Source organism: Pseudomonas sp. RSB 5.4, from assembly GCF_037126175.1.
Lineage (GTDB): Bacteria > Pseudomonadota > Gammaproteobacteria > Pseudomonadales > Pseudomonadaceae > Aquipseudomonas > Aquipseudomonas fluorescens_H.
Genome location: NZ_CP146986.1, coordinates 1,618,953 through 1,641,160 on the forward strand (window position 1 = coordinate 1,618,953; position 22,208 = coordinate 1,641,160).

Consider the following 22,208-nt stretch of genomic DNA (forward strand, 5'->3'; position numbering starts at 1 on the left):
AGCAAGCCCGCTCCCACAGGGTTTTGCATTGCCATCGCAAAAAATGCAGCGCAAATCCGATCGAACTCACGGCAAACCGTCCGGGTCAACCGCCCATACCTGCCCTGAGACCTCGGAGATTTGTGATGACCGACTACCCAAAACCGCCCTTCCCCGCACAAGCCCAAGCTGTCCCCGGTGCGCAAAGCAAAATGCAGCCCTACCCCGATTGTGGCGAACAAAGCTACGTCGGTTCCGGGCGCCTGTCCGGCAAGATCGCGCTGATCACCGGTGCCGACAGCGGCATCGGTCGCGCGGTGGCGATTGCCTTCGCCCGTGAAGGCGCCGATGTGGTCGTGGCTTATCTGAATGAACATGAAGACGCCAAAGAGACCGCACGCTGGGTCGAACAGGCGGGCCGTCAGTGCCTGCTGCTGTCCGGCGACCTCGCGCACAAAGCCCATTGCCAGGAACTGGTCGACAAGACCGTCGAACGCTTCGGGCGCATCGACATTCTGGTCAACAACGCTGCGTTCCAGATGACCCACGAAAGCTTCGAAGAAATCCCCGATGACGAATGGGTGATGACTTTCGACGTCAACATCACCGCGATTTTCCGCCTGTGCCAAGCGGCGATCAAACACATGCGCCCCGGTGCCTCGATCATCAACACCAGTTCGGTCAACTCGGACATGCCCAAACCGACCCTGCTCGCCTATGCCACCACCAAAGGCGCGATTGCCAACTTCACCGGCGGGCTGGCGCAGATACTCGGGCCGAAAGAAATCCGCGTGAACTGCGTGGCCCCCGGACCGATCTGGACGCCGCTGATCGTCTCGACCATGCCCGATGAAGAAGTGCAGAATTTCGGCAGCGAAACCCCGCTCGGTCGCCCCGGACAACCGGTGGAAGTGGCGCCAATCTATGTGCTGCTGGCCTCTGATGAAGCCAGTTACATCACCGGTCAGCGCTACGGCGTCACCGGCGGCAAGCCGATGTTGTAAGCCTCATGAGCTTTGTCATTTGGGTCGCGGTGCTGGGCGCCGTCTTGCTGACCCTTGCGCTGACCTCGTCCTACCTGCGCTGGATGCCGGTCACCACCTCGGCCGTGTGCCTGTTGCTGGGGATTGGCATCGGCCCGAGCGGGCTGGATCTGCTGAAACTGTCACTGGAAAACGCGTCCGTATGGATGGAACACCTCACGGAAGTGGCGGTGCTGTTTTCGCTGTTTGTCTGCGGGCTCAAGCTGCGTTTGCCATTGCGCGACAAGCGCTGGCGGATTGCTTTCGGGCTGGCCGGCCCGGTGATGGTGTTGACCATCGCCGGGGTCAGCGTATTGCTGCATTGGGGCCTGCAACTGCCTTGGGGGCCGTCACTGCTGATCGGCGCGATTCTCGCACCGACCGACCCGGTGCTGGCCGCGCTGGTGCAGGTCAACGACGCACGGGATGTCGACAGCGTGCGCTTTGGTCTTTCCGGTGAAGCCGGACTGAACGACGGCATCGCGTTCCCGTTCGTGATTCTCGGCCTGCTGCTGGTGCAGGCCGATGCTCATCCCGGCGCGCTGACCGATTGGGTGCTGCACGGTTTGCTCTGGGCGGTGCCGGTCGGCTTGCTCACCGGTTACTGGATGGGCCGCGGCATCGGTCGGTTGACGCTGTCGTTGCGAATCCGCAACGACGACAGCACCCTGAGCCCGAATGATTATCTGGCGCTGTCGCTGATTGCCCTGGCCTACGTCGGCGCAGATGCCATCGGCGGTTACGGCTTTCTGTCGGTGTTCGCTGCCGGCCTTGGCTTGCGTCAGGAAGAAGTCAAATCCACCGGCGCCAGCCAACCGCCCGCCGAACATCTGGTGCAACCGGTGGTGGGCCATCAGAACATCGAACCGCAGCACGCGGTACACGGTGATACCGAACGCCTGGAAAGCAGTCAGGTCGCCGCCGGGATCATGATGGGCGACATGCTCTCGTTCGGCAGCCTGGTGGAACGGGCCATGGAAGTGTTTCTGGTGACCCTGCTCGGCGTGGTGCTGGTGCCGCATTGGGACTGGCGGGCGTTGATCATTGGCGCGGTGCTGTTCTGCGTGGTGCGTCCGGCCTGCGTGGCGTTGATGCCATGGGGCACCTTGCTCGACGGTGGTCAGCGCCTGTTGATCGGCTGGTTCGGCATCCGCGGGATCGGCAGCCTGTTCTATCTGTTTTATGCCTTGAACCACGGCCTGAGTCCTTCAGTCGCGACGCTGTGTACCAACATCACCCTGTCCGTGGTGGCACTGAGCATTTTGCTGCATGGCATCAGCACCCAGCCACTGCTGGCGCGCTACGAACAACGGCAAAAACGAAAAAACTGATTTTTCAGGCGGCAATATCTTGGGCAATCCATCGAAGTTTTTTCTGAAAATAAATGGATCCCTCTGCAGATTCCGGCAGTCACAACCATAACCCCTCGCTGTAAGCACTCGGCGGGGTCCGGCAGGTTCGGTTCCCCTGCGGCTTGCAGCCCATGAATAGGAATCTTTGGATAACAAGGTCACGGTCATGAAAGAATGCTCGACTCCGGCACAAATCAAGGCTTGCAGGGCTTTGGCCCTGGAACGCAATCGTCAACTGTTCGAAGACGCCCACGCCCTCAACCGCGCCGCTTACGAGTTGCTGGAGGCGGACAATCTGGATCTCGAACAGTTTGAGCACTATCGAGCCATGCGCCGCAAAGCCGATGCGAAGTTCGCCGAAGCCATCGACCATTTGTGCGTCCTCAACGAGGACTTCCCGCCGATTCCGATGTCGCCGCATCACTCGCAGGAGTTGCGCCGGCAGCTTGAAACCGTCGAATAAAGCGCACAAGAAAAAGCCCGGCTGCGAAGTCCGGGCTTTTTCTTTGGGCGGCGTTCAGCCCCCTGGGTTGGTTACCTGAATGAACACCGCGTAAGCCCCGAGCAGGATCCAGAACGTGGCGAAGATCCACGGCGTGCGCACCGAAAACAATAGCGACTTGCGATAGCCCTTATGGCTGGATTCCATTTCACTGAACAGCGGCGACTCGTCGTACGCCATGCCCATGATCGGCTCGCTGCGCAACAACTCGCTCTGCTTGTAGTGCCAGTGATCGATGATGTCGTACGCCGCACGAATCCCCGGCCAGGCATTGAGCGAACTGAGCAGCCCGAGCAGTGCGAGGAACGGCGGCACCACCAGCGTAAACAGCTTGCCCCACTCAGGGTTGAGGTTGGCCATGCACGAGGCAAAGGCAATCACCAGAAACGACTGCGCCGCCAGATAGGCGTCAGTGCGGTTGGCGAGGATGCTGGTTTCGTACTGGATTTCCTTGCGATAGAAATCCAGCCGTTCCTTGGGTGAGCCGAACATCTTGGCGTCGTGTTCGGTCAGGTGCTCTTCTGCGGTGGGCTGGGTCAGTATGCGAGGCAAGGGACGCGCACTCCATGGCGGGGAAACCTTTTAGAAGGCCCTCGCCACGGACAAGTTCAGGCGGATTCACTTCATCGACTGCGCGATGATTTCCACCAGGTTCAACTGAGTAAAAGGCTTGGGCAGACGTGGCAGTTGCGCGGCGAAGCCTTCAAGACGTTCGGCGTAGCCGGTGGCCAGAATGATCGGCAGATCCGGCTTGAGCAGACGCACTGCATGCGCCAGTTGCGCGCCGCTCATCTGCGGCATGGCCATGTCGGTGATCATCAGGTCGATGACTTCACCTTGCTCGAACAGCGTCAGCGCCTTGGCACCGGATGTCGCGCTGATCACACGATGGCCAAGATCTTCGAGCAGCAGCGTGGTGCTGGTCATCACCAGCGAGTCGTCGTCGACCACCAGCACGCTGAGGCGTGGCACCAACACCGGTTTGACCGCCGGGTAAAGGTTTTTTGTCTTCTCCCCTGCCAGCGCCACCGGTATCCACATTTCTGCGCGGGTGCCATGGCCTTTTTCGCTCTTGAGAATGAAACGGCCACCCAGTTGCTCGATAAAGCCATGCACCATCGACAAGCCCAGCCCAGTGCCCTTGCCCACGCCCTTGGTGGTGAAAAACGGATCTCTGGCCGAACCCAGCGTGGCTTCGTCCATGCCCTCACCCGTGTCGATCACGCTCAGGCACACATAGCGCCCCGCCGCCATTGACGAAAGGCTTTGCTCAAGCACCACTTCCGGCTGCGCGGTAATGGTCAGGCTGCCACCGTCGACCATGGCGTCGCGGGCGTTGGTTGCCAGATTGAGCAACGCCAGTTCCAGTTGGTTGCTGTCCGCCAGCACCGGTTGCAGATCCTCGGGAAACCGCGTTTCGATACGAATCCCCGGTCCAATCGAACTGCGCAGCAGCCCGGTGATGCCTTGCACCAATTTCGGAATATCGACCGGTTCGGTCTTGAGTTCCTGCCGTCGGGCAAAGGCCAGCATGCGCTGGGTCAGCGATACGCCACGCAGTGCACCCTGCGTGGCGTTTTCCAGCAGCCGACTGTTTTTCGGATCGTCACCGATGCGCTTTTGCAGAATCTCCAGATTCCCCAGAATCACCGTCAGCAGATTGTTGAAGTCATGGGCGATGCCGCCGCTGAGCTGACCGATGGCCTGCATCTTCTGCGCCTGGAACAGCGCTTCACGGGTTTTCTCCAGAGCCAGGTGCGACTCATGGGCTTCGGTGACATCGCGGGTGATCTTGGCAAACCCGAGCAGCGTGCCGGTTTCGCCGCGAATGGCATCGACCACCACGTGCGCCAGAAACCGCGTGCCATCCTTGCGCATGCGCCAGCTCTTGTTTTCGAAACGACCCTCGCGGGTGGCAATCTCCAGCGCTCGTTGCGGTTCGCCGGCGATGCGGTCTTCAGGGGTGTAGAAAATCGAAAAATGCTGGCCGATGATTTCTTCCGGCTTGTACCCCTTGATCCGCTGGGCGCCCTGATTCCAGTTGCTCACGCGACCTTCGGGGCTGAGCATGTAGATCGCATAATCGGTGACACCCTGCACCAACAGGCGGAACTGCTGCTCGCTTTGCCTGAGGGTTTCCTCGGCCATCTTGCGATCAGTCAGGTCGCGGGTGATCTTGGCGTAGCCGAGCAGTTTGCCGTTGGGATCGATGATCGGATCGATGACCACGTGACACCAGAAGTTGGTGCCATCCTTGCGCACCCGCCAGCCCTCGCCTTCGAATCGTCCTTCGTGCAGCGCGGTGTCGAGCGCGCGTTGCGGCAGGCCCGCCGCACGATCAACGGCGGTATAGAAGCGCGAGAAATGCTCGCCGAGAATTTCCGCCTCTTCGTAGCCCTTGAAGCGTTTCGCGCCGGAGTTCCAGCTGGTGATGATGCCGTCCGGGTCGATCATGTAAATCGCATAATCGACCACCGCATCGATCAGCAGACGGAAACGCATCTCCTCGATCGCGGCAGTTTTGCTCGGGTTGTCACTCATCAGGTTCACCGCTGGTTTTCATTAGCGCAAGTATGCGGCAATCCAGCGCCATGGGAAGGTGCAAACGCGCTTCAATTCACGCTTTGATCTGAGGCCGGGTCTGTACCGAGCGCCCACCAGCGCGGCAACAGTTGCTGAATGCGCGGTTCGGCGAAGCGGTCATCGATCAGCATCACCACGCCGCGATCCTGCCGCGTGCGGATTACTCGCCCGGCGGCCTGCACCACTTTCTGCACACCCGGATACAGATAGGTGTAGTCGTAACCGGCACCGAAAATCGCTGCCATGCGCCGTTTCAACTGCTCGTTGACCGGGTTGAGCTGGGCCAGTCCCAGGGTCGCAATGAACGCGCCGATCAGCCGTGCGCCGGGCAGGTCGATGCCCTCGCCGAACGCACCGCCCAACACGGCGAAGCCGATGCCCTGACTGTCGGCGGTGAACTGATCAAGAAAGGCCTGACGCTGCCCTTCGGCCATACCCCGGGACTGCTGCCACAGATTGATCTGCGGATGGCGTTCGGCGAGCAGGGTCAGCACCTGTTGCAGGTAATCGAAGCTGCTGAAGAACGCCAGGTAATTGCCCGGACGCTCGCTGAACTGGCGGGCGATCAGCTCGACGATCGGTTCCAGCGACGCCTGCCGATGATTGAAGCGTGTGGAAATGCGGCTGACGATCTGCACCTGCAGTTGATCGGCGCTGAACGGCGATTCGACGTCGATGCATACCGTTTCGGCGGGTGTACCGAGCAGATCGGCGTAATAGCGCCGCGGGCTCAGCGTTGCGGAAAACAGCACGCTGCTGCGCGCCGCTTTCAGGCGCGGGCCGATGAACGCTGCCGGCACCACATTGCGCAGGCACAGCTGCGACAGCGGCCGTTTGCGCTCGAGGTCACGCTTGCTGATATCGAACAGGTAATGCTCGTCGAACAGCTCCGCCACCCGGCCAAACTGCAGTATGTCGAAGTAGAAGGTTTGCAGCGCGCTGTCGAGTCCCTGCGGATGATCATTGAGGTAATCGCCAATGGCCGCGCTGCACAGGGACACCGCTTGCAGCAGTTTCTCCGGAGCCTTGTCGTAGGCCTGATACGGCGCCAGTTGCGGCTGATGCAGCGCGTTCCATTCGCGGTTGACCCGTTGCAGGGATTTTTTCAGCACCTCGGGGGCCGTCTTGCGCACACTGGCCAGCGCGGCCTGATCGAGACTGGCGCTGTACATCGAACGTCCGCGCTCGACCAGGTTGTGCGCTTCATCCACCAGCACCGCGACTTTCCATTGATTGAGCTGGGCCAGACCGAACAGCAACGCACTGAAATCGAAGTAATAGTTGTAGTCCGCCACCACCACGTCGGCCCAACGGGCCATTTCCTGGCTCAGGTAGTACGGGCAAACCGTGTGCTGGCGAGCTACTGCGCGCATCGCCGCTTGATCGAGCAGATTGATCCGGCTGGCCGCTTCACGGGCGGCGGGCAGGCGATCATAGAAGCCTTGGGCCAACGGGCAGGACTCGCCGTGACAGGCTTTGTCCGGGTGTTCGCAAGCCTTGTCGCGGGCGACCATCTCCAGCACCCGCAACGGCAAGCGTTCAGACTGATCGAACAACACCTGACTGGCGTCCAGCGCCAGTTTGCGCCCCGGGGTCTTGGCGGTCAGGAACAACACCTTGTCCAGTTGCTGCGGCGCCAGCGCCTTGAGCATCGGGAACAGTGTGCCGAGGGTCTTGCCGATCCCGGTGGGCGCCTGCGCCATCAGGCAACGGCCGGTGCTGACGGCTTTGAACACCGACTCGGCCAGATGCCGCTGGCCAGGGCGAAAGTCAGCGTGGGGAAAGCTCAATTGCTGCGCGGCACGATTGCGCGCCTCGCGATGGGCCATTTCCTGCTCGGCCCAGTTCAGGAACAACCGGCATTGTTGTTCGAAAAAGTCTTGCAAGACTGGCGCAGTGAAGGCCTCGACCACACAGGTTTCCTTCTCGCTGACGATGTCGAAATACACCAGCGCCAGATTGATCTGCTCAAGCTCGAGCTTGCGGCACATCAGCCAGCCGTAGACTTTCGCCTGCGCCCAATGCAGCTGGCGATGGTTGGCCGGCTGCTTGCTCAGGTCACCGCGATAGGTTTTGACTTCTTCCAGACAGTTCTGCGCTGGATCGTAGCCGTCCGCCCTGCCCCTGACTCTCAATTGCAGAAACTCGCCCTCCAGCGCCACTTCGCTCTGGTACTTGTCGCTGCGCCGCGAGGCCACGGTGCGGTGCCCGAGCATGCCTTCGAGCGCAGTCGGCGAAGGGGTAAAACGCAGGTCGAGGTCGCCGGTCTTGGCGGTGAACTCGCATAGGGCACGGACGGCAATGCTATAGCTCAAGCGCTCTGCTCCGCCCATTGCACGTAGCACACGGCGACCGGCATCTGATGTTGGTGGCAGAACTCCAGCCAGCGCAGTTGGTTGTCCTGCAGGCGGTCACCGGGGCCTTTGACTTCGATCATCCGGTAGGTCTTGTGCTGCGGCCAGAACTGGATCAGATCGGGCATGCCGGCGCGATTGGCCTTGATGTCGAGCAGCAGGCGATTGAACCAGTGCTTGAGATGTTCGGCCGGCAAGCACGCCAGCGCCTGCTCCAGCAGTTGCTCATTCAAGGCGCCCCAGAACACGAACGGCGACTGCACGCCCCATTTGGCGACGAAGCGCTCACGAATGGTCGCCGCATAACGGCCATCGTCGAGTTGGTCGAGGCAGGCCTGGAACAGTTCGGCGCGGCGTTGCTGGAAGTCTTCGTTGAGCAGATCCACCGGCCCGCGTTGAAACGGATGGAAGAACGCCCCCGGCAGCGGCGCAAAAATCGCCGGCCAGCACAGCAGGCCGAACAGCGAGTTGATCAGGCTGTTCTCGACGTAATGCACCGGGCCGCTGTCTTCGTGCAGATGCGCCTGCACATAAAACTCCACCGACAGCGACGGATCGGTGCGCGGCAATTGCAGATCGAGGCGTTCAACCGGGCGCGGCGTTGCGCGCTTGAGCGGTGGCCCGCCGAGTTTGCGTCGCAGCCGGGGCAGCATCCGGTGCAGGCTCTGCTGTTCGGCGGCGCTTTCCGGCGCCTGTTCGGCGAGAGTGGCAAGCTCCAGCGCCAGTGCGTATTCGCCGCAGCGCTCCAGCACCCGGATCATTCGCTGGCGGGCACCGGGGTAGGCGCAATCGCGGTAAATGCTCAGCGCCAGGGCGAACTCCGTGATGCGCTCGCAATACTGGCCGATCTGGAACAGCACCTTGCCGCGTCGCCGTTGCAGCCACGGGTTGGCGAACTGCAATGCTCTGACCTGCTCGACAATGGTTTCCAACGGTTCACCGGCCTCGAAGCGTTGCTGGCACTGATGCAGGAACAGGCAGGCGTCAACGTCTTCACGGCTGCGCAGGCCACGGGAGTCGGCGCAGAACTCGACTTTTTCGTAGGTAAAGATGCCGAGGTCGGCGAGGACGAATTCCGACCAGTCCTGGTACAGGTTGCCGAAGAACATCAGACGCAGGCGGTCGCACAGGTCCATGATGGTCAGGCTGAGCAAGCGCTCGCCGAGCGTCGGCGCCCAGTCGTACAGGCTGCGCGACTCGCTGAATTGCTCGGCGAGCGCTGGCAGCCAGTCGTCCTTGCGCCCCTTGGGTTGTTCGATAAAAACACCGAACGCTTGCAGGAGTTCGGCCTTGAGCAACACGTCGAACACTTCGGCCACGCTCAACAGAGCCTGATCGTCGAGCCAGCCGTGACCCAGCAACGGCTGCGCGGCGTCGCTGATGTCCCCGATTTCCGGGTAGTTGAGTTTGCCGAGGCGGAAATGCACGCCCTTGCGCATTACCATGCGCACCAGCAGACCCTGTGAGGCGCGTGGCAAAGCTTTGAAGTCGCGGATAAAGCCGTGCTCGGATTCGCTCATCACATCGGCATAGCGCAGCTCAAGCCAATCAAGCACTTGCCGGAAGTTGTTGAGGTAATAGAACGGATCGTCGAGCGGGTTGGCAGTCACGGGAATTCAGGGCCATGGCGAGCGAATACTGGTTATGCGTACAGATACCAGCTCTGCCCCGTCGCGTGCAAACGGAAAAAGATCAGTGGCAGCGGCAATCGGGATTTTTTCAGGGTGCCATCGAACTTTTCCCGGCTGGATGGCACCAACCGCGTTAGAGACCGAAGTCGGTCAATTGATATGGAATGAGGTATTTGAGGTGGGTATGAAGATCAAGACTCTGGGTATTCCCCTGGCGGTAGCGGCCCTGCTGGCATTGGGCGGCTGCTCGACGCCGACGGTGGTCACCTTGCAGAACGGCACCCAGTATTTGACCAAGGACATGCCGAAAACCAAGAACAAGGATGGCTTCTATGAATTCGAGGATATTTCCGGGACCAAGGTGAGAGTCCGCGGCGACGAGGTCGCGACGGTGCGCAAGGAAGACTGACCACCCTGCTGTACGTGTAGGAGCTGCCGAAGGCTGCGATCTTTTGACTTTGTTTTTCAAGATCAAAATCAAAAGATCGTCCGATCGCGGCCCGAGCCTGCGGCAGCTCCTACAGGGGAAGTGTTATCCCCTGGGTTATTCGAAAGCAGGCAGGCCCACAATGCTGTGATCGCAACTGAAATGCTGCTCACCGCGCCGCGCCAGTTCTGCTTGCAGACGCCGGCAGCGTTCCAGATCCAGCTGGGTCATGCGATCAATGCTCAGGTTGCCAGTGGCTTGCGCTTGTTTGCCGTCACCCGGCCGGAACGTCACGAACGGCTGTTCGGGCTGAATCTGAAACAGGCTTTTCTCTTCCACCGGCTCGACCACTTCGGTCTTTTCCGGTTTCGGCAGTTGATCGGTACTGATCCCGTAGCGGCTCAGAATCGAGGTTGGCGGCAGATCGGCCCAGGCATTGGCCGATAACAGCGCCAGTCCGACAATCCCGACATACCCCTTGAACCTTCTCACGTGTGAATCTCCTGTACTCGATGGCGGCTAGCTATAGAACGTGTGGGCACGTGCTGGCTTTAGGCCGCTTTTGCTGTTTGCACAGCTTTTGAGTCAGGGTGTGGCTATCGAGTCACTTTTGATACTGGGTTGTGGCGAGGGAGCTTGCTCCCGCTTGAGCGCGTAGCGCGCACAAAGTCTTCAGGGCCGCTTCGCGACCCAGCGGGAGCAAGCTCCCTCGCCACAGGTTACGGGTGCATCAGGCGATCACAATTCCATCGGCACTGAGGCTATTCAGCGCCACTCCAACCAGCGTCACCGAGTCAGCGCCAAACTTCAGCACCGTGTCCTGCCCCACCATCGAGGCATGCGCGCGGAAGTCGTCGTTAGGCAACACGCCCTGCACGCCAAGGAACACCAGTTTGTCGTTGGACGTAAAACCCACCACCCGATCCTGACCAAACGCGCCGTTGAACAGGAACGTATCCGCTCCGCCGCCCGACTCCATCAGGTCATTGCCGGCGCCACCGACAAACACGTCGTTGCCGGCACCGCCGATCAAGTGGTCGTTGCCGTCCAGACCGAACAACCAGTCACCACTGGCGTGGGCCTTGAGCGTATCGGCGCCGCTGGTGCCTTTGACGCTGGACGCGTACTGCGTGACGTTGTTGCCGACCTTCAGGCCGCTGGCCGTCACGCTGTGGGTCACGTCGTCCTTGAACAGGCCCCAGAGGAAGCCCGGCTCCTTGGTGACGATGCTGCCGATGTCGCGGGTGATACTGATCCCGCCCTTGGCATCGCGGATGTACAGGTTGCCGGCGCCGTCGTTGGCGAAGTCGAATTTGCTCACCGACTGCTGCAAGTCGAGGGTGTTGTTGCCGGCGCCGCCGAGAATGACGTTGTAGCCGCCACTGTCACGGAAGGTGTCGTTGCCGGCGCGACCTTCGAGGTAGTCGTTGCCGCTGCCGCCCTGGATCAGGTCGTTACTGTCGCTGCCGATGATGAACGTGCTGCCCTTGTGGGTTTCAGCGTTGCGGTTCAGGTCCTGCACCCAGGTGTTGGCCCGCGCCGGGTCCGACAGGTTGGCGACGATGATTGTCGAGTCCTTGCTGGTCAGATCGTAGAACTTCGACTCGATGATCCGGTTCATGCCGTCGCCGTAAGCAGTCGGCAGATGCGAGATCCAGGTCGGGATGTTGAGAATGGAGAACGGCAGCAGATTCCACGCGGTCGAGGCGTAGTGATCGTTGAAGCTGACGATGTTGTCGGTGGCCGATTCCTTGGGCGCGTCGTGCACGCCGACCGAGGCGCCGGTGAAGGTCGAGCCGTCGAGGGCGCGGAACACCGGATCGTTTTCGTAACCGACGTTGAGCACCTTGTCGGTGCCGCTCTGGGTCGGCGAGGCGTAGGCAATATAGTTGGAATCGGCGAAGAACCCGCCCCACTTGCCGCCGCTGAGGTCGGCCATGCTGTTGACCGCCAGCCCGCCGAGGCTGTGGCCGCTGACCAGCACGTCCTTGCCACTGAGGCCGTTGGCCTTGGCGAACGCCACCACGTCATTGAGCAGATTGCCGAACGCTTCGCCGACGTAATTCTTTGCGTAGTCCTTGGGACCGAAGGCTGCCAGCAGATCGTTGATCACATCGCCGATGGAGTCGAGGATCAGGTTTTCCCGTGGGCCGCTGGTGCCGCGAAAGGCGATGCCGATTTCCGTGAGATGGCCCTGGGCGTCGTACTTGCCGAGGATTTCCACTTGGGCGGTGGTGTAACCGGCCTTCTCGCCGAAGAAGGTTCCGCGCGCGTCGGTCTTGCCGTCGTAGCCCAGTTGCGAGGCGGTGATCGGAGTCCAGCCAGCTTTTTTCACCGCGTCGAGGGCGAGTTTTTCCGAGTCGGGGTTCCACGGAATACCGGGGATCACCCCTTGCGAATCGGTGCCGCCGAGCAGCGCGGTCACCAACGTGGCGGGCAGGCCGAGGCCGAAGCCGTTGTGCTGATAACCGGCGGCAAAGCCGTTATCGAGGTTGTGATAGGAATACAGCGTGATCGCCATGGCATCGCTGAACAGCGCCTTGGAATCGGCTGTGCCGAAGTTCTTGTAGTCATACACACCCATTGCTATTGCCTCTCTTTTGTTGGAATTGTCAGAGATAGCTCACAGCCAGGGCGCCCCTCGCGGGCACGCCCCGGAGCATTTCAGTACTACTTGTTGCAGATCTTCCCTTGTGGGAGCGGGCTTGCTCGCGAAAGCGGCGTATCAGCTACAGCAATGTTGACTGACACGGCCCCTTCGCGAGCAAGCCCGCTCCCACTTTGGAGCTAGGCAAACACGAAAGACGAGTCCGACAGGTTAGCCACCCCAACCCCGACCAGGGTCACGGCATATTCGCCAATCTTCAGCACCGTATCAGCCCCCGACTGTGCAGCATGCTGCTTGTAGTCGTAGCCCTGCCCCGCGCCTTCGACGCCCATGAACACCAGTTTGTCGCTGCCTTGGTAGCCATTGATCGCATCGAATCCGAACGCGCCGCTGAACAGGAAGGTGTTGTTGCCACCCACCGCCGTCATCACGTCATTGCCGGCACCGCCGACGAAGGTCACGTGGCCCTTGTCGCTGATCAGCTTGTCATCGCCGCCCAGGCCGAACAGCCAGTCCCCCTCGGCACTGGCGTGCAGTGCATTACCGTACGCATCGCCGTTGAGCGAATGGGTGTACTGGGTCAGGTCGTTGCCATTGGTCAAACCCTTGGCCGTGACGCCCCAGGTGATCTCCTTGCTGCCCCACCACGAACCCGATTCCTTGCTCACCAGCGCGCCGATGTCGCGGGTCATGCTGATACCGCCGTAGGCGTCGCGCACGTAAAGCGTGCCGTCGCCGTCGTTGGCAAAGCTGAAGTTCTGCAGCGGTTTCTGCAGCTCGAAGGTGTTGTGGCCCTGACCGCCGAGCAGGATGTTGAAACCACCGTCATCGCGGAACCGGTCATCGCCGCCCAAGCCTTCGAGGAAGTCGTTACCCGCCCCGCCCTTGAGCCAGTCGTTGCTCTGCGTACCAATGATGAACGTGCTGCCGGTGTGCGGCTCGCCGCTGCGCCCCAGATCCTCGACCCAGGTCTTGCCCCGGGACGCTTCCTCTAGGTTGGAGACGATGATGGTCGAGTCCTTGTGGGTCAGGTTGTAGAACTTCGAGTCGATCACCCGATTCAAGCCATCGGCATAGCCCAACGAGCCATGGGCCGACCAGCTCAGCGGATTGGCAATGCTGAACGGCACCAGGTTCTGCGCGGTGGACGCGTAATGGTCATTGAAGTTGACGATGTTGTCGGTGGTCGACTCATGCGGCTTGTCGTGCTTGCCCATTGAGCTGCTGCTGAAGGTGGTGCCATCGAGCACACGGAACACCGGATCGTTTTCGTAACCGATGTTCAGCACGTTGTTGCCGGTGCTGCTCTGGGTCGGCGAAGCGAACGCAATGTAGTTGGCGTCCTTGAAGAACCCGCCCCAGTTGCTGGCGCTCAACTCGGCCACGCTGTTGACCCCGAGCCCGCCAAGGCTGTGACCGCTGATCAGTACATCTTTGGCGGCAATGCCGTGTGATACCGCGAACGCGGCGACAGCCTTGAGCAGATTATCGAAGGCATTTTTCGCGTAGTTGCTCGCGTAATCCGATGGCCCGATGGCGGCCAGCAGGTTGTTTTTCAAGTCGCCGAAGGTGTCGCTGAAACCAAGCCCGCCGGTACCACGAAAGGCCACACCGATACCGGTCAGCTTGCCTGTTGCGTCGTATTTGCCAAGCACTTCGGCTTCGGCGCTGGTGAAGCCGTCCTTCTCGCCGAAGAACGTGCCCTGCGCCCCGACCTTGCCCTGATAGCCCAGCGCTGTCGCACTGAGCGGTTTCCAGGCCGTGCCCGGCAATGCTTGCCCGGTCGGGGTGTAGGCATACAGCGTCAGCGCGATAGCGTCGCTGTACAACGCTTTGCCATCGGCATTCTTGTAATCGAACAGTCCCATGTTGTGCTCTCTCTTCCTTCAAAACCGGCAGCCCCCAAGGAACTGCCGGCATTGCCTTTAGAACTGCCAGTCGAGCGTCAGACCCACACCGTGATCCTTCTCGTTGTTACCGATCAGTCCGTTATAGTCCAGGTTAACCCGGACATCGCGATTGAGCGCCAGCCCGGCGCGTACACCGACCACGGCAGCATCACGATCCATCGACACACTCTGCACGGTGAACGCGCTGTTGCCATTGGCGAAGGCCAGGTGGCTGTCAGCATCGACACTGCTCAGGTTGTGCTGCCAGCCCAGGGTCGCGCCCAGTTCCAGCTGATGTTTGTCCGACAGCGCGAAGGTGCGCTTGGCGCGTACGCCAAGGGTCGACAGCACCACATCGCGATTGTCTTCACTACCCTTGAGCGCCGCCGCATCACCCTTCTCGGTGAAGCTGTCGGTGTTCAAGTGCACGTACGACAGATTGGCGAACGGCTCCAGATTCATCGGTTGCAGGCGCAGATCATAAGCCGCTTCGGTGAACACTTGGGTAGTCGCCGCATCGTGCTTGGTTTTCTGCTTACCGCTGACGTCACCGAATTGCAGGTCACGCTTCACATCCACGCGATGCCAGCTGTAGGCCGCACCGGCGGTCAGACGCAGCGCATCGATCTGATGCCCCAGGTACGCACCCAGGTGGTAGCTGTCGACCGAGGCCGACGAATGCGTGCCGCCGCCCATACCCAACGAGCTGTCGCTATAACCGGTAACGAAACCCAGACGCGTATCTTCAGCAATCAAGCCGTCGACGCCAGCCAGCAGCCCGCTGATGGAGCTGTTGGAGTCGGCATTTTCATGCCCGCCATCGCTCTTGCCCCACGAACCCAGGACCTTGACCCAGGCGTTGCTGCGATCGTCGGTCGGCGCGTTGGCATTGAACAGATCACGCTCACGCAAACGCTCGCCCACGGCTTCACGCAGGTAGCGGCTGTCGTTGATCAGCAGCGTGCCGATGGCTGGATGGATCTCGCCGGACAGTTGCTGGAACGCTTGTTGCGCCGACGCCGCGTTCGGCGACAACAGCAGGGTTTCGAACAGCGCATTGCCCGCGCCCAGACGCTCGGCAGCCGCGCCGACCGCACGCTGGTTCGGCGTCAGACCGACACTGGCGAACGACGCGCCATTGCGCCCCACTTCCAGTTGTACGCCGCTCGCCGAGTACGCCAGGGTGCCGCCGAGGAACGCGTAATTCGGCAGCACTTGCCCGAACTGCCCTTGAATGCCACCGGCCGCTTGCAGGATGTTGAACTGCGTGCCGAGCAGGCTCTGCACTTCAGTGGTGGTCAGCAAGGTCGGGCTGTTTTCCAGCGACAGACTGACCGTGGCGCCATCGATCACCGCTTTGCCGCCGGCAACGATCTTGTCGCTGCTGGTCGGCGATACTTCTACCGCGTAGGTCGAACCCGGTTCAAAGGTCACGTCACCGGCGACGTTCAGCGTGCCGATCGAGTTGCCCGGCGCGACGGTACCGCCGCTTTTCGCGGTCAGTGCGCCGATGCGGCCGTTACCGCCGAGGATCCCGCTGTCGTTGACCGTGACCGCCGAAGCCAGCGAGCCGTTGATCGCCAGACGCCCCTGATTGACCAGGGTCGGGCCGCTGTAGGTGTTGTTGCCGGTCATCACCAGGGTGCCGATACCTTGCTTGGTCAGACCGCCGTGACCGGAAATGTCGTTGCGCCAGGTGTCGAGGCCGCAGGTGATGTCGGTGCACAGGCGCTCGGTCGGTTTGCCCTTGTCGATGATCGCGCCAATGCCCGGCAAGTCCGCGACGAACTGCCCGGAACCGTAGGCACCCTGGATGCGGAATTCTTCCGGGATGTCTTTCTCGGTGACGAACATCGCCGGACCATCGATGCCCTTGCGCAGGTTGATCATGCCCCAGCCGTACAAGGCGTCGATGCCTGGTGCGCCGAGGTCGGTGGCGGTAGTGCGCAACACCGTGGCGACCTGATCGCCAGTCATGTACGGGAAGCGCTCCATCAGCACCGCCATGGAGCCGGCCACGTGTGGCGCGGCCATCGAGGTGCCGTTGTAGTTGGCGTAGCCAGTGGTCAGATTGTCAGCGTTGGTGCCGCTGATGATCGAGCTGTAGATCTGCGTGCCCGGCGCCGAGACGCAGAAGCTCGCGGTGTAGCCGCAACGCGAAGAGAACGTACTCATGATGTACGGATTGGCGCTGGCCAGGTCCGGGTTCTTCTGCAACGCAGCGACGGTGATCCAGTTTGGCGCGATGTCCGGCACGAAGTAACCGAGGCCGGCGATGGCGTCCGGGTTGTTCAGGTTGTAATCGTTACCGGCGGCGAAGATCGTCACGATACCGCTGCGGGCGGCGGCGATGGCGCCGTCGTAGGCACCGCCGGGCTTGGTGCCGAGCAGTGTGCGGATTTCGTTGAACTGCAATTGCGCGTCGTTGACGGTGAAGTGCGGATACGCCGGGTTACGGCCGCCGAGGTCGAAACGGTCGGTGATGCCGATGCCCCAGCTGTTGTTGATGATCCGCGCGCCGCTGGCGATCAGCGCATCCCAACCGGCCTTGTACACCGCGCCGTCGTTGCCACGGACGATGCCGTCTTCCGGTCCCGGGTCACCGTTGTCGGCGCTGATGATCTGCGCACCGAACGCCACCCCGTGCATCGGCCCGCCGTCACGGCTGCCGGCGGCAATACCGCCGACGTGGGTGCCATGGGCGCCGAGCTTGCCGTTGGAACCGACCGAGGGCGAACCGTCATAGCGGAACGCGTCCCCGGCTTTGACCGGGATGTACGGGTCGGTGTATTCGCGGATCCCGCTGGTGACCAGGGTGATGACTTTGTTAGCGCCGGAAAACTCCGGGTGGGCGGCGTACACCGGCTGGTCAAAGATCCCCAGTTTCACGCCTTTACCAGTGTAACCGGCGGCGTAGGCGTAATCCGCGCCGATGGCGCCCAGGCCCCAGTCAGCCTTGAATTCGGCACTGCGCCAACTGGCGGGATCGCCAGTGCGGCCGCTTTCCACATAAGGCGCCGCGTGTGCGCTGCCCCAAGTGGTCAGCGCACAAATCACGGCGCAATTGAGCGTTTTCATGGCGAAGCGACCGCCCGTTTGCGCGGGGGTTTTGTTGTTATTCATCCAGCGACCTTCCTTAGTGTTGTTGCGAAAAATCCGTGTACTTCAATCTCATGAATGCTGCTTTTTGTGGCGAGGGAGCTTGCTCCCGCTGGGGCGCGAAGCGGCCCCCTGCATGTTTCCAGTCGAACCCGGTCTGGCGAATTTGCGACTGCTGCGCAGCCGAGCGGGAGCAAGCTCCCTCGCCACAGGTATGTGCTCCTACAGGGAGACGCGTACACCGTCCGTCAGAACTGCCAATTCAGGCTCAACCCAACCCCATGGCTCTTCTCGCGATTGGCCAGTTGCCCGTTGTAATCAAGGTTGACCCGCACGTCCTTGCTCAAGGCCAGGCTGGCTTGCACACCGACCAGCGCCGCATCACGCACCAGTGGCGAACTCCCGACCGAGTACGGTGTGCTGCCGCTGGCAAAACGCAGATGTTGTTCAGAGTCGATGTCGCTGAGGCTGTGCTGCCAGCCGAGATGCCCGCTCAGGTCCAGCGCCTGCTGGTTCGACAGGTTGAAGCGCTTGACCGCGCGCACACCGAGCGTACCGAGCACCGCATCACGCTGGTCGCCAGAGCTTTTCAGCGCCGCCGCGTCACCTTTTTCGGTGAAGCCGTCAGTGTCCAGATGCACGTAAGCGAGGTTGGCGAACGGCTCCAGTGCCAGCGGTTGCAGGTTGAGCCGGTAAGCCGCTTCACCGAAGACCTGAGCAGTGGTCGCATCGACCTTGGCTTTCTGTTTGGCGCTGACGTCGCCGTATTGCAGATCGCGCTTCACATCGGCGCGATGCCAGCTGTAGGCCGCGCTGGTGCTCAGGCGCCAGGCGCCGATTTCATGACCGGCGTAAGCGCCGAGGTGATAGCTGTCGACCTTGGCCGACGAGTGCGTGTCCGAGCCCATGTTCAGCGAGCTGTCGCTGTAACCGGTGACCAAGCCGATGCGGGTCTGCTCGTCCAGCGCACCGTCAACACCCGCGAGCAAGCCACCGATCGATGTGCTGTAGCGCGCCGTGTCGTTAGCGGAGTCGGTTGAACCCCAGGCACCGAGGGCCTTGATCCAGCCATTGCTTTGTGAGGCGCTGGCATCGTGCAGACGTTCGCCCACCGCGTCGCGCAACTGGCGGCTGTCATTGATCAGCATCGAACCGATTGCCGGGTAGATCTCCCCACTCAGTTGCTGGAAAGCTTGCTGCGCCGAGGCGGCAGACGCTGAGAGCAGCAGGCTTTCGTACACCGAATTGCCAGCGCCCAAACCTTCGACGGCAGCCGCTACGGCGCGCTGATTCGGGGTTTGTCCGACGCTGGCGAACGAGGTAGCGTTACGCTGGATGTCGAGCTGAATCGCGTTGGCCGCGTAGTCGAGGTTGCCACCGATGAACAGGTAGTCCGGCAGCACCGCGCCGAACCGGCCCTGAATACCACCGGCCGCTTGCAGAATGTCGTACGAATGACCGAGCAGGCTGCGCGCTTCAGTGGTGCTGAGCAGAGTCGGGCTGTTTTCCAGCGACAGGCTGACAGTAGCGCCGCTGATGCTCGCGACGCCGCCGGCGACGATGCGGTCGCTGCTGGTCGGTGACAGCTCCACCGCGTAGGTCGAGCCCGGGGCGAAGGTCACGTCACCGGCCACGTTCAAGGTGCCGATGGAGTTGCCCGGCGCCACACGGCCGCCGCTGTTGGCGAGCAACGCGCCGATGCGCCCGGAGCCGCCCAAGGTGCCGCTGTCGTTGACCGTCACCGCCGACGCCAGCGAACCGTTGACGCTGAGCAAGCCGCCATTGACCGTGGTCGGGCCGCGGAAGGTGTTGTCGCCGGTCAACAGCAAACGCCCTGCTCCGGACTTGATCAAACTGCCCTGATAGACCCGGGTCGCCGCGGCGGCATCACGCGCCATACCGACCGCGTAGTCGGTCTGATCCTGCTGACTGGCGCCGGCCGCAATGCCGTTCTGCCAGCCCTTGTCCTGCAGGGTTTGCTGCCAGGCGCTGTGTTCTGCGAGGTCTTCGCGCTGACGCTGAATCAGTGCCTTGTCGGAGATGTCATTGCTCCAGACATCGCTTTGCCCGGCCGCCAGGTTGGCATCGAACGCGCCAAGCAACTGCCCCGGCCCGCGCATCGCCCGATTCAGGTTGGCCACGCCCCAGCCGACCCGCTCGGTGGGTGCATCGGTGACCGAGCCGTCGAGTTGCGTGGCGGTGGTCAGCAGCACTTCGAGCGCCTGCTGATTGTTCATGTACGGATAGCGTTCCATCACCAGCGCCAGTGCCCCGGTGGCGTGCGGCGCGGCCATCGAGGTGCCGGACTTGATCGCATAATCGCCACCCGGAATGGTGCTGTCGATCTTCGCCCCCGGTGTGGTGATGCACCAGTATTTGGCGATGCCGCACTGGTTGTACTTCTGCTGATTACTCTGATCCAGCCCGGAGACCGCCAGCCAGTGGCCTTCGAGATCCGGCTGAAAGTACGGCAATGCCGAGCGCACGCTGGCGTTCGGATAGCCGCTGTTGCCGGCGCTGAACACGTTGATCACGCCACGGCGCGAGACGTCCGCCGCGGCATCGAGCCAGGTGCCCTGATTCCAGTGTTGAGCATAAGCGGCATGCAGATCGGCCAGGGTGCGATAGCTGACATCCGGCGGCTGACTGCCCCAACTGTTGTTGATCGCGCGCACGCCGGCAGCGGCCAGGGCGTCGTAGGCCGCTTTGAAATAGCGCGGATCGGGTTTGGGGCCGAACAGAAAGCTGTCGTTGTTGTTGGTGTTGCCGACGTAGATTTGCGCGTTGTACGCCACGCCGTGCATGCCGGTGCCATCACGACTCGCGCCCATGGTGCCGACCACGTGAGTGCCGTGGGAATCGTTGTTGGGGTTGAGGGTGCCGTTGACACTGAACAGCGAACCATCGACGTAACTGCCGGAGGCCAACACCGGGTGATAGCGGTCGCTGGCGAACTCGGGATGGGCGGCATCGAAGCCGGAGTCGAGAGCGCCGATCTTCACGCCTTTACCGCTGATGCCGGCGGCGTAGGCCTGATCCGCCTGCATCCGCGCCAGGCCCCAGTCGCGCTGGAATTCGGCGCTGCGCCAACTGGCGGGATCGCCGGGCTTGCCGGTTTCCAAGTACTGCGCGTTGGCTTGCGCAATGGAAACTGCGAGCAACAGAGTGCCGACCGCTGCCGGCTTGATGCGTACGTCCATGTTCACCACTCACTTTTCTTATGTTTTTGTTATGACCCGTTTCGCCGGGCGAGCACTTCTTGAAATATCGAGCGAGTCTATTTGTGGCGAGGGAGCTTGCTCCCGCTGGCTGCGCAGCAGCCCAAAATCTTGTGAGCGCTACGCACTCAAGCGGGAGCAAGCTCCCTCGCCACAGGTTCGGTGCCAAGCATTAACGCGAGTTGCTTTTCGGGCCTTGTCCGAACGCCTCATCCACCCGCGCCAGATCCTGTTCGTTCAAGGTCCCCGCGTAGTAATGCAGCTTGGTCCAGGCCATCAAGTAGTCGTAGCGTGCCTGAGCCAGATCGCGGCGGGTGGTAAATAGTTGTTGTTCGGCGTTCAGTGCGTCGAGGTTGGTCCGCTCACCGCCAAGAATGCTTTGCTTGGTCGACACCACCAGCGCTTCAGCCGAGGCCAAGGCCTTCTGGTACGCGCGCAGCTTGTTGACACCCGACAGGCAGGCGCTGAACTGGCGGCGCAATTCGATCAAGGTTTCGCGAGTCTTGCCGTCGAGTTCATATTCCGCCTGCTCCATGGTGCGGCTGGCCTGACGGGTCGAAGCCGATACCCCGCCACCGGCATACAGCGGCACGTTGACTTCAAAACCGATGGTATTGGTGTCATAGCGCTGGTTATAGGTGTTGCCGCTGTCCGATTCAGTCTGGCGGATCGAAGCATAGGCACTGACTTTCGGCATGTGCCCGGCGCGGTTGCGCTCCACTTCGTACTTGGCCACTTCAACCGCCTGACGCTGCGACGCCAGGTTCGGGTTGTTGCTGATCGCCAGTTCGTGCCAGGTGTCGTAGTTGGCGGGCATCAGCGCGAAGGTCTGGAAGTTCTGATCCAGTGGCGCCAGTTCGCTGATGTCCACCGTCGGCACACCGACCAGCGCCCCCAGCTCCCGCAGCGCCGCGTCCTGTTCGTTGCGCGCTTCGATCTCCTCGGCGGTCGCCAGCTCATAGCGCGACTCGGCTTCAAGGATGTCGGTGCGTGTGCCCTCGCCCTGCTTGAACATGTGTTCGTTCTGCTGGAACTGCTGCTCGTAGGCTTTCTTCTTGGCCTGGGCGATGTCGATCTGATCCTGGGCGAACAAGGCTTTGGTGTAGTTATCCAGCACCCGCACCAACAGCTCCTGACTCTTGCCGCGAAACGCCTCGTCGGCGAACAGCGACTGGGCCACGCCTTTGCGATATGCCGCGTAGGCTTCGTAGTCGAGCAACGGTTGCTGCAAGGTCAGAGTCGAGCCGTAGCTGTTGTAGTTGCGGTCTTCGGTGAGGTTGCCGCGATTGGTCAGTTGCGTGGCCTTGGAGGTGTTATGACCACGGTTGTAGTTGTAACCCAGTCTCGGCAATAGCCCGGCGCGGCCGATGATGCGGTTTTCCAGGCCCGCGTCGCGCTCCTTGATCGCGCCGAGGAACACCGGGTCGTTGCGCAATGCCTGCTCGTAGATCTCGAATGGCCCCATGGCCGCCAGCGCGCTGTTTCCTGCGAGCAGCGCGAACGCTGCTCCCAACATCGAAAGCTTATTCATACAGCCGAACATC

The 22,208-nt window shown here is 61.5% G+C and carries 14 protein-coding genes; 4 read left to right on the plus strand and 10 right to left on the minus strand.

All coding sequences use genetic code 11. The features are described 5' to 3' along the window. Positions 1–125 precede the first annotated feature (125 nt). The 3 genes from V9L13_RS07175 (at position 126) to V9L13_RS07185 (ending at position 2,816) form a co-directional block, all read left to right on the plus strand. Positions 126–983 carry a glucose 1-dehydrogenase gene (locus tag V9L13_RS07175; protein ID WP_338802019.1) on the plus strand — a complete coding sequence of 286 codons (858 nt, stop codon included), beginning with the start codon at positions 126–128 and terminating at the stop codon, positions 981–983. Between the two features lie 5 nt (positions 984–988). Beyond that, a complete protein-coding gene (locus V9L13_RS07180; RefSeq protein ID WP_103483475.1) occupies positions 989–2,332 on the plus strand; it encodes a cation:proton antiporter in 1,344 nt (447 codons plus the stop codon). 187 nt (positions 2,333–2,519) lie between these two features. Further along, positions 2,520–2,816 (plus strand): hypothetical protein, encoded by a 297-nt coding sequence (locus V9L13_RS07185; protein ID WP_003224988.1) that lies wholly within the window; start codon positions 2,520–2,522, stop codon positions 2,814–2,816. A gap of 54 nt (positions 2,817–2,870) precedes the next feature. Here the strand turns inward: V9L13_RS07185 and V9L13_RS07190 are convergent, their stop codons facing one another. From V9L13_RS07190 to V9L13_RS07205, 4 genes are all read right to left on the minus strand, one after another. After that, positions 2,871–3,407 (minus strand): hypothetical protein, encoded by a 537-nt coding sequence (locus V9L13_RS07190; protein ID WP_003224989.1) that lies wholly within the window; start codon positions 3,405–3,407, stop codon positions 2,871–2,873. Positions 3,408–3,473: 66 nt separating this feature from the next. After that, entirely contained in the window at positions 3,474–5,396 is a 1,923-nt protein-coding gene (locus V9L13_RS07195) for a PAS domain S-box protein (RefSeq protein ID WP_338802020.1), read from the minus strand. A 71-nt stretch (positions 5,397–5,467) separates the two neighbouring features. Continuing rightward, a complete protein-coding gene (locus tag V9L13_RS07200; protein ID WP_338802021.1) occupies positions 5,468–7,753 on the minus strand; it encodes an ATP-dependent DNA helicase in 2,286 nt (761 codons plus the stop codon). Further along, entirely contained in the window at positions 7,750–9,402 is a 1,653-nt protein-coding gene (locus V9L13_RS07205) for a VRR-NUC domain-containing protein (RefSeq protein WP_338802022.1), read from the minus strand. Before V9L13_RS07205 ends, V9L13_RS07200 begins: the two co-directional genes overlap by 4 nt. 205 nt (positions 9,403–9,607) lie before the next feature. Between V9L13_RS07205 and V9L13_RS07210 the strand changes: the two genes are divergently transcribed. Further along, complete coding sequence (locus V9L13_RS07210) at positions 9,608–9,832, plus strand: YgdI/YgdR family lipoprotein (protein ID WP_003224992.1); 225 nt, start codon at positions 9,608–9,610, stop codon at positions 9,830–9,832. Positions 9,833–9,967: 135 nt separating this feature from the next. On the opposite strand, the gene V9L13_RS07215 is transcribed toward V9L13_RS07210, so the two are convergent. From V9L13_RS07215 to V9L13_RS07240, 6 genes are all read right to left on the minus strand, one after another. Continuing rightward, positions 9,968–10,342: a hypothetical protein gene (locus V9L13_RS07215; RefSeq protein ID WP_003224993.1), complete on the minus strand. Its 375-nt coding sequence runs from the start codon at positions 10,340–10,342 to the stop codon at positions 9,968–9,970. Between the two features lie 238 nt (positions 10,343–10,580). Beyond that, positions 10,581–12,434 carry a polyurethanase gene (locus V9L13_RS07220; RefSeq protein WP_338802023.1) on the minus strand — a complete coding sequence of 618 codons (1,854 nt, stop codon included), beginning with the start codon at positions 12,432–12,434 and terminating at the stop codon, positions 10,581–10,583. Between the two features lie 203 nt (positions 12,435–12,637). Continuing rightward, positions 12,638–14,326 carry a hypothetical protein gene (locus tag V9L13_RS07225; RefSeq protein ID WP_003224997.1) on the minus strand — a complete coding sequence of 563 codons (1,689 nt, stop codon included), beginning with the start codon at positions 14,324–14,326 and terminating at the stop codon, positions 12,638–12,640. Between the two features lie 57 nt (positions 14,327–14,383). After that, on the minus strand, positions 14,384–17,470 hold the full coding sequence (locus tag V9L13_RS07230) for an autotransporter serine protease (protein WP_103520616.1): 3,087 nt from the start codon (positions 17,468–17,470) through the stop codon (positions 14,384–14,386). Positions 17,471–17,694: 224 nt separating this feature from the next. Further along, a complete protein-coding gene (locus tag V9L13_RS07235) occupies positions 17,695–20,646 on the minus strand; it encodes an autotransporter domain-containing protein (RefSeq protein ID WP_338802024.1) in 2,952 nt (983 codons plus the stop codon). 190 nt (positions 20,647–20,836) lie between these two features. Beyond that, positions 20,837–22,207 carry a TolC family outer membrane protein gene (locus V9L13_RS07240; protein WP_338802025.1) on the minus strand — a complete coding sequence of 457 codons (1,371 nt, stop codon included), beginning with the start codon at positions 22,205–22,207 and terminating at the stop codon, positions 20,837–20,839. Position 22,208: the final 1 nt, after the last annotated feature.

Excerpts from the sequence above, each read along its gene's own strand:
- V9L13_RS07175 (WP_338802019.1), top strand. The coding sequence starts at position 126 with ATGACCGACTACCCAAAACCGCCCTTCCCCGCACAAGCCCAAGCTGTC.
- V9L13_RS07180 (WP_103483475.1), top strand. The coding sequence starts at position 989 with ATGAGCTTTGTCATTTGGGTCGCGGTGCTGGGCGCCGTCTTGCTGACC.
- V9L13_RS07185 (WP_003224988.1), top strand. The coding sequence starts at position 2,520 with ATGAAAGAATGCTCGACTCCGGCACAAATCAAGGCTTGCAGGGCTTTG.
- V9L13_RS07195 (WP_338802020.1), bottom strand. The coding sequence starts at position 5,396 with ATGAGTGACAACCCGAGCAAAACTGCCGCGATCGAGGAGATGCGTTTC.
- V9L13_RS07210 (WP_003224992.1), top strand. The coding sequence starts at position 9,608 with ATGAAGATCAAGACTCTGGGTATTCCCCTGGCGGTAGCGGCCCTGCTG.
- V9L13_RS07220 (WP_338802023.1), bottom strand. The coding sequence starts at position 12,434 with ATGGGTGTGTATGACTACAAGAACTTCGGCACAGCCGATTCCAAGGCG.
- V9L13_RS07225 (WP_003224997.1), bottom strand. The coding sequence starts at position 14,326 with ATGGGACTGTTCGATTACAAGAATGCCGATGGCAAAGCGTTGTACAGC.
- V9L13_RS07230 (WP_103520616.1), bottom strand. The coding sequence starts at position 17,470 with ATGAATAACAACAAAACCCCCGCGCAAACGGGCGGTCGCTTCGCCATG.
- V9L13_RS07235 (WP_338802024.1), bottom strand. The coding sequence starts at position 20,646 with ATGGACGTACGCATCAAGCCGGCAGCGGTCGGCACTCTGTTGCTCGCA.
- V9L13_RS07240 (WP_338802025.1), bottom strand. The coding sequence starts at position 22,207 with ATGTTCGGCTGTATGAATAAGCTTTCGATGTTGGGAGCAGCGTTCGCG.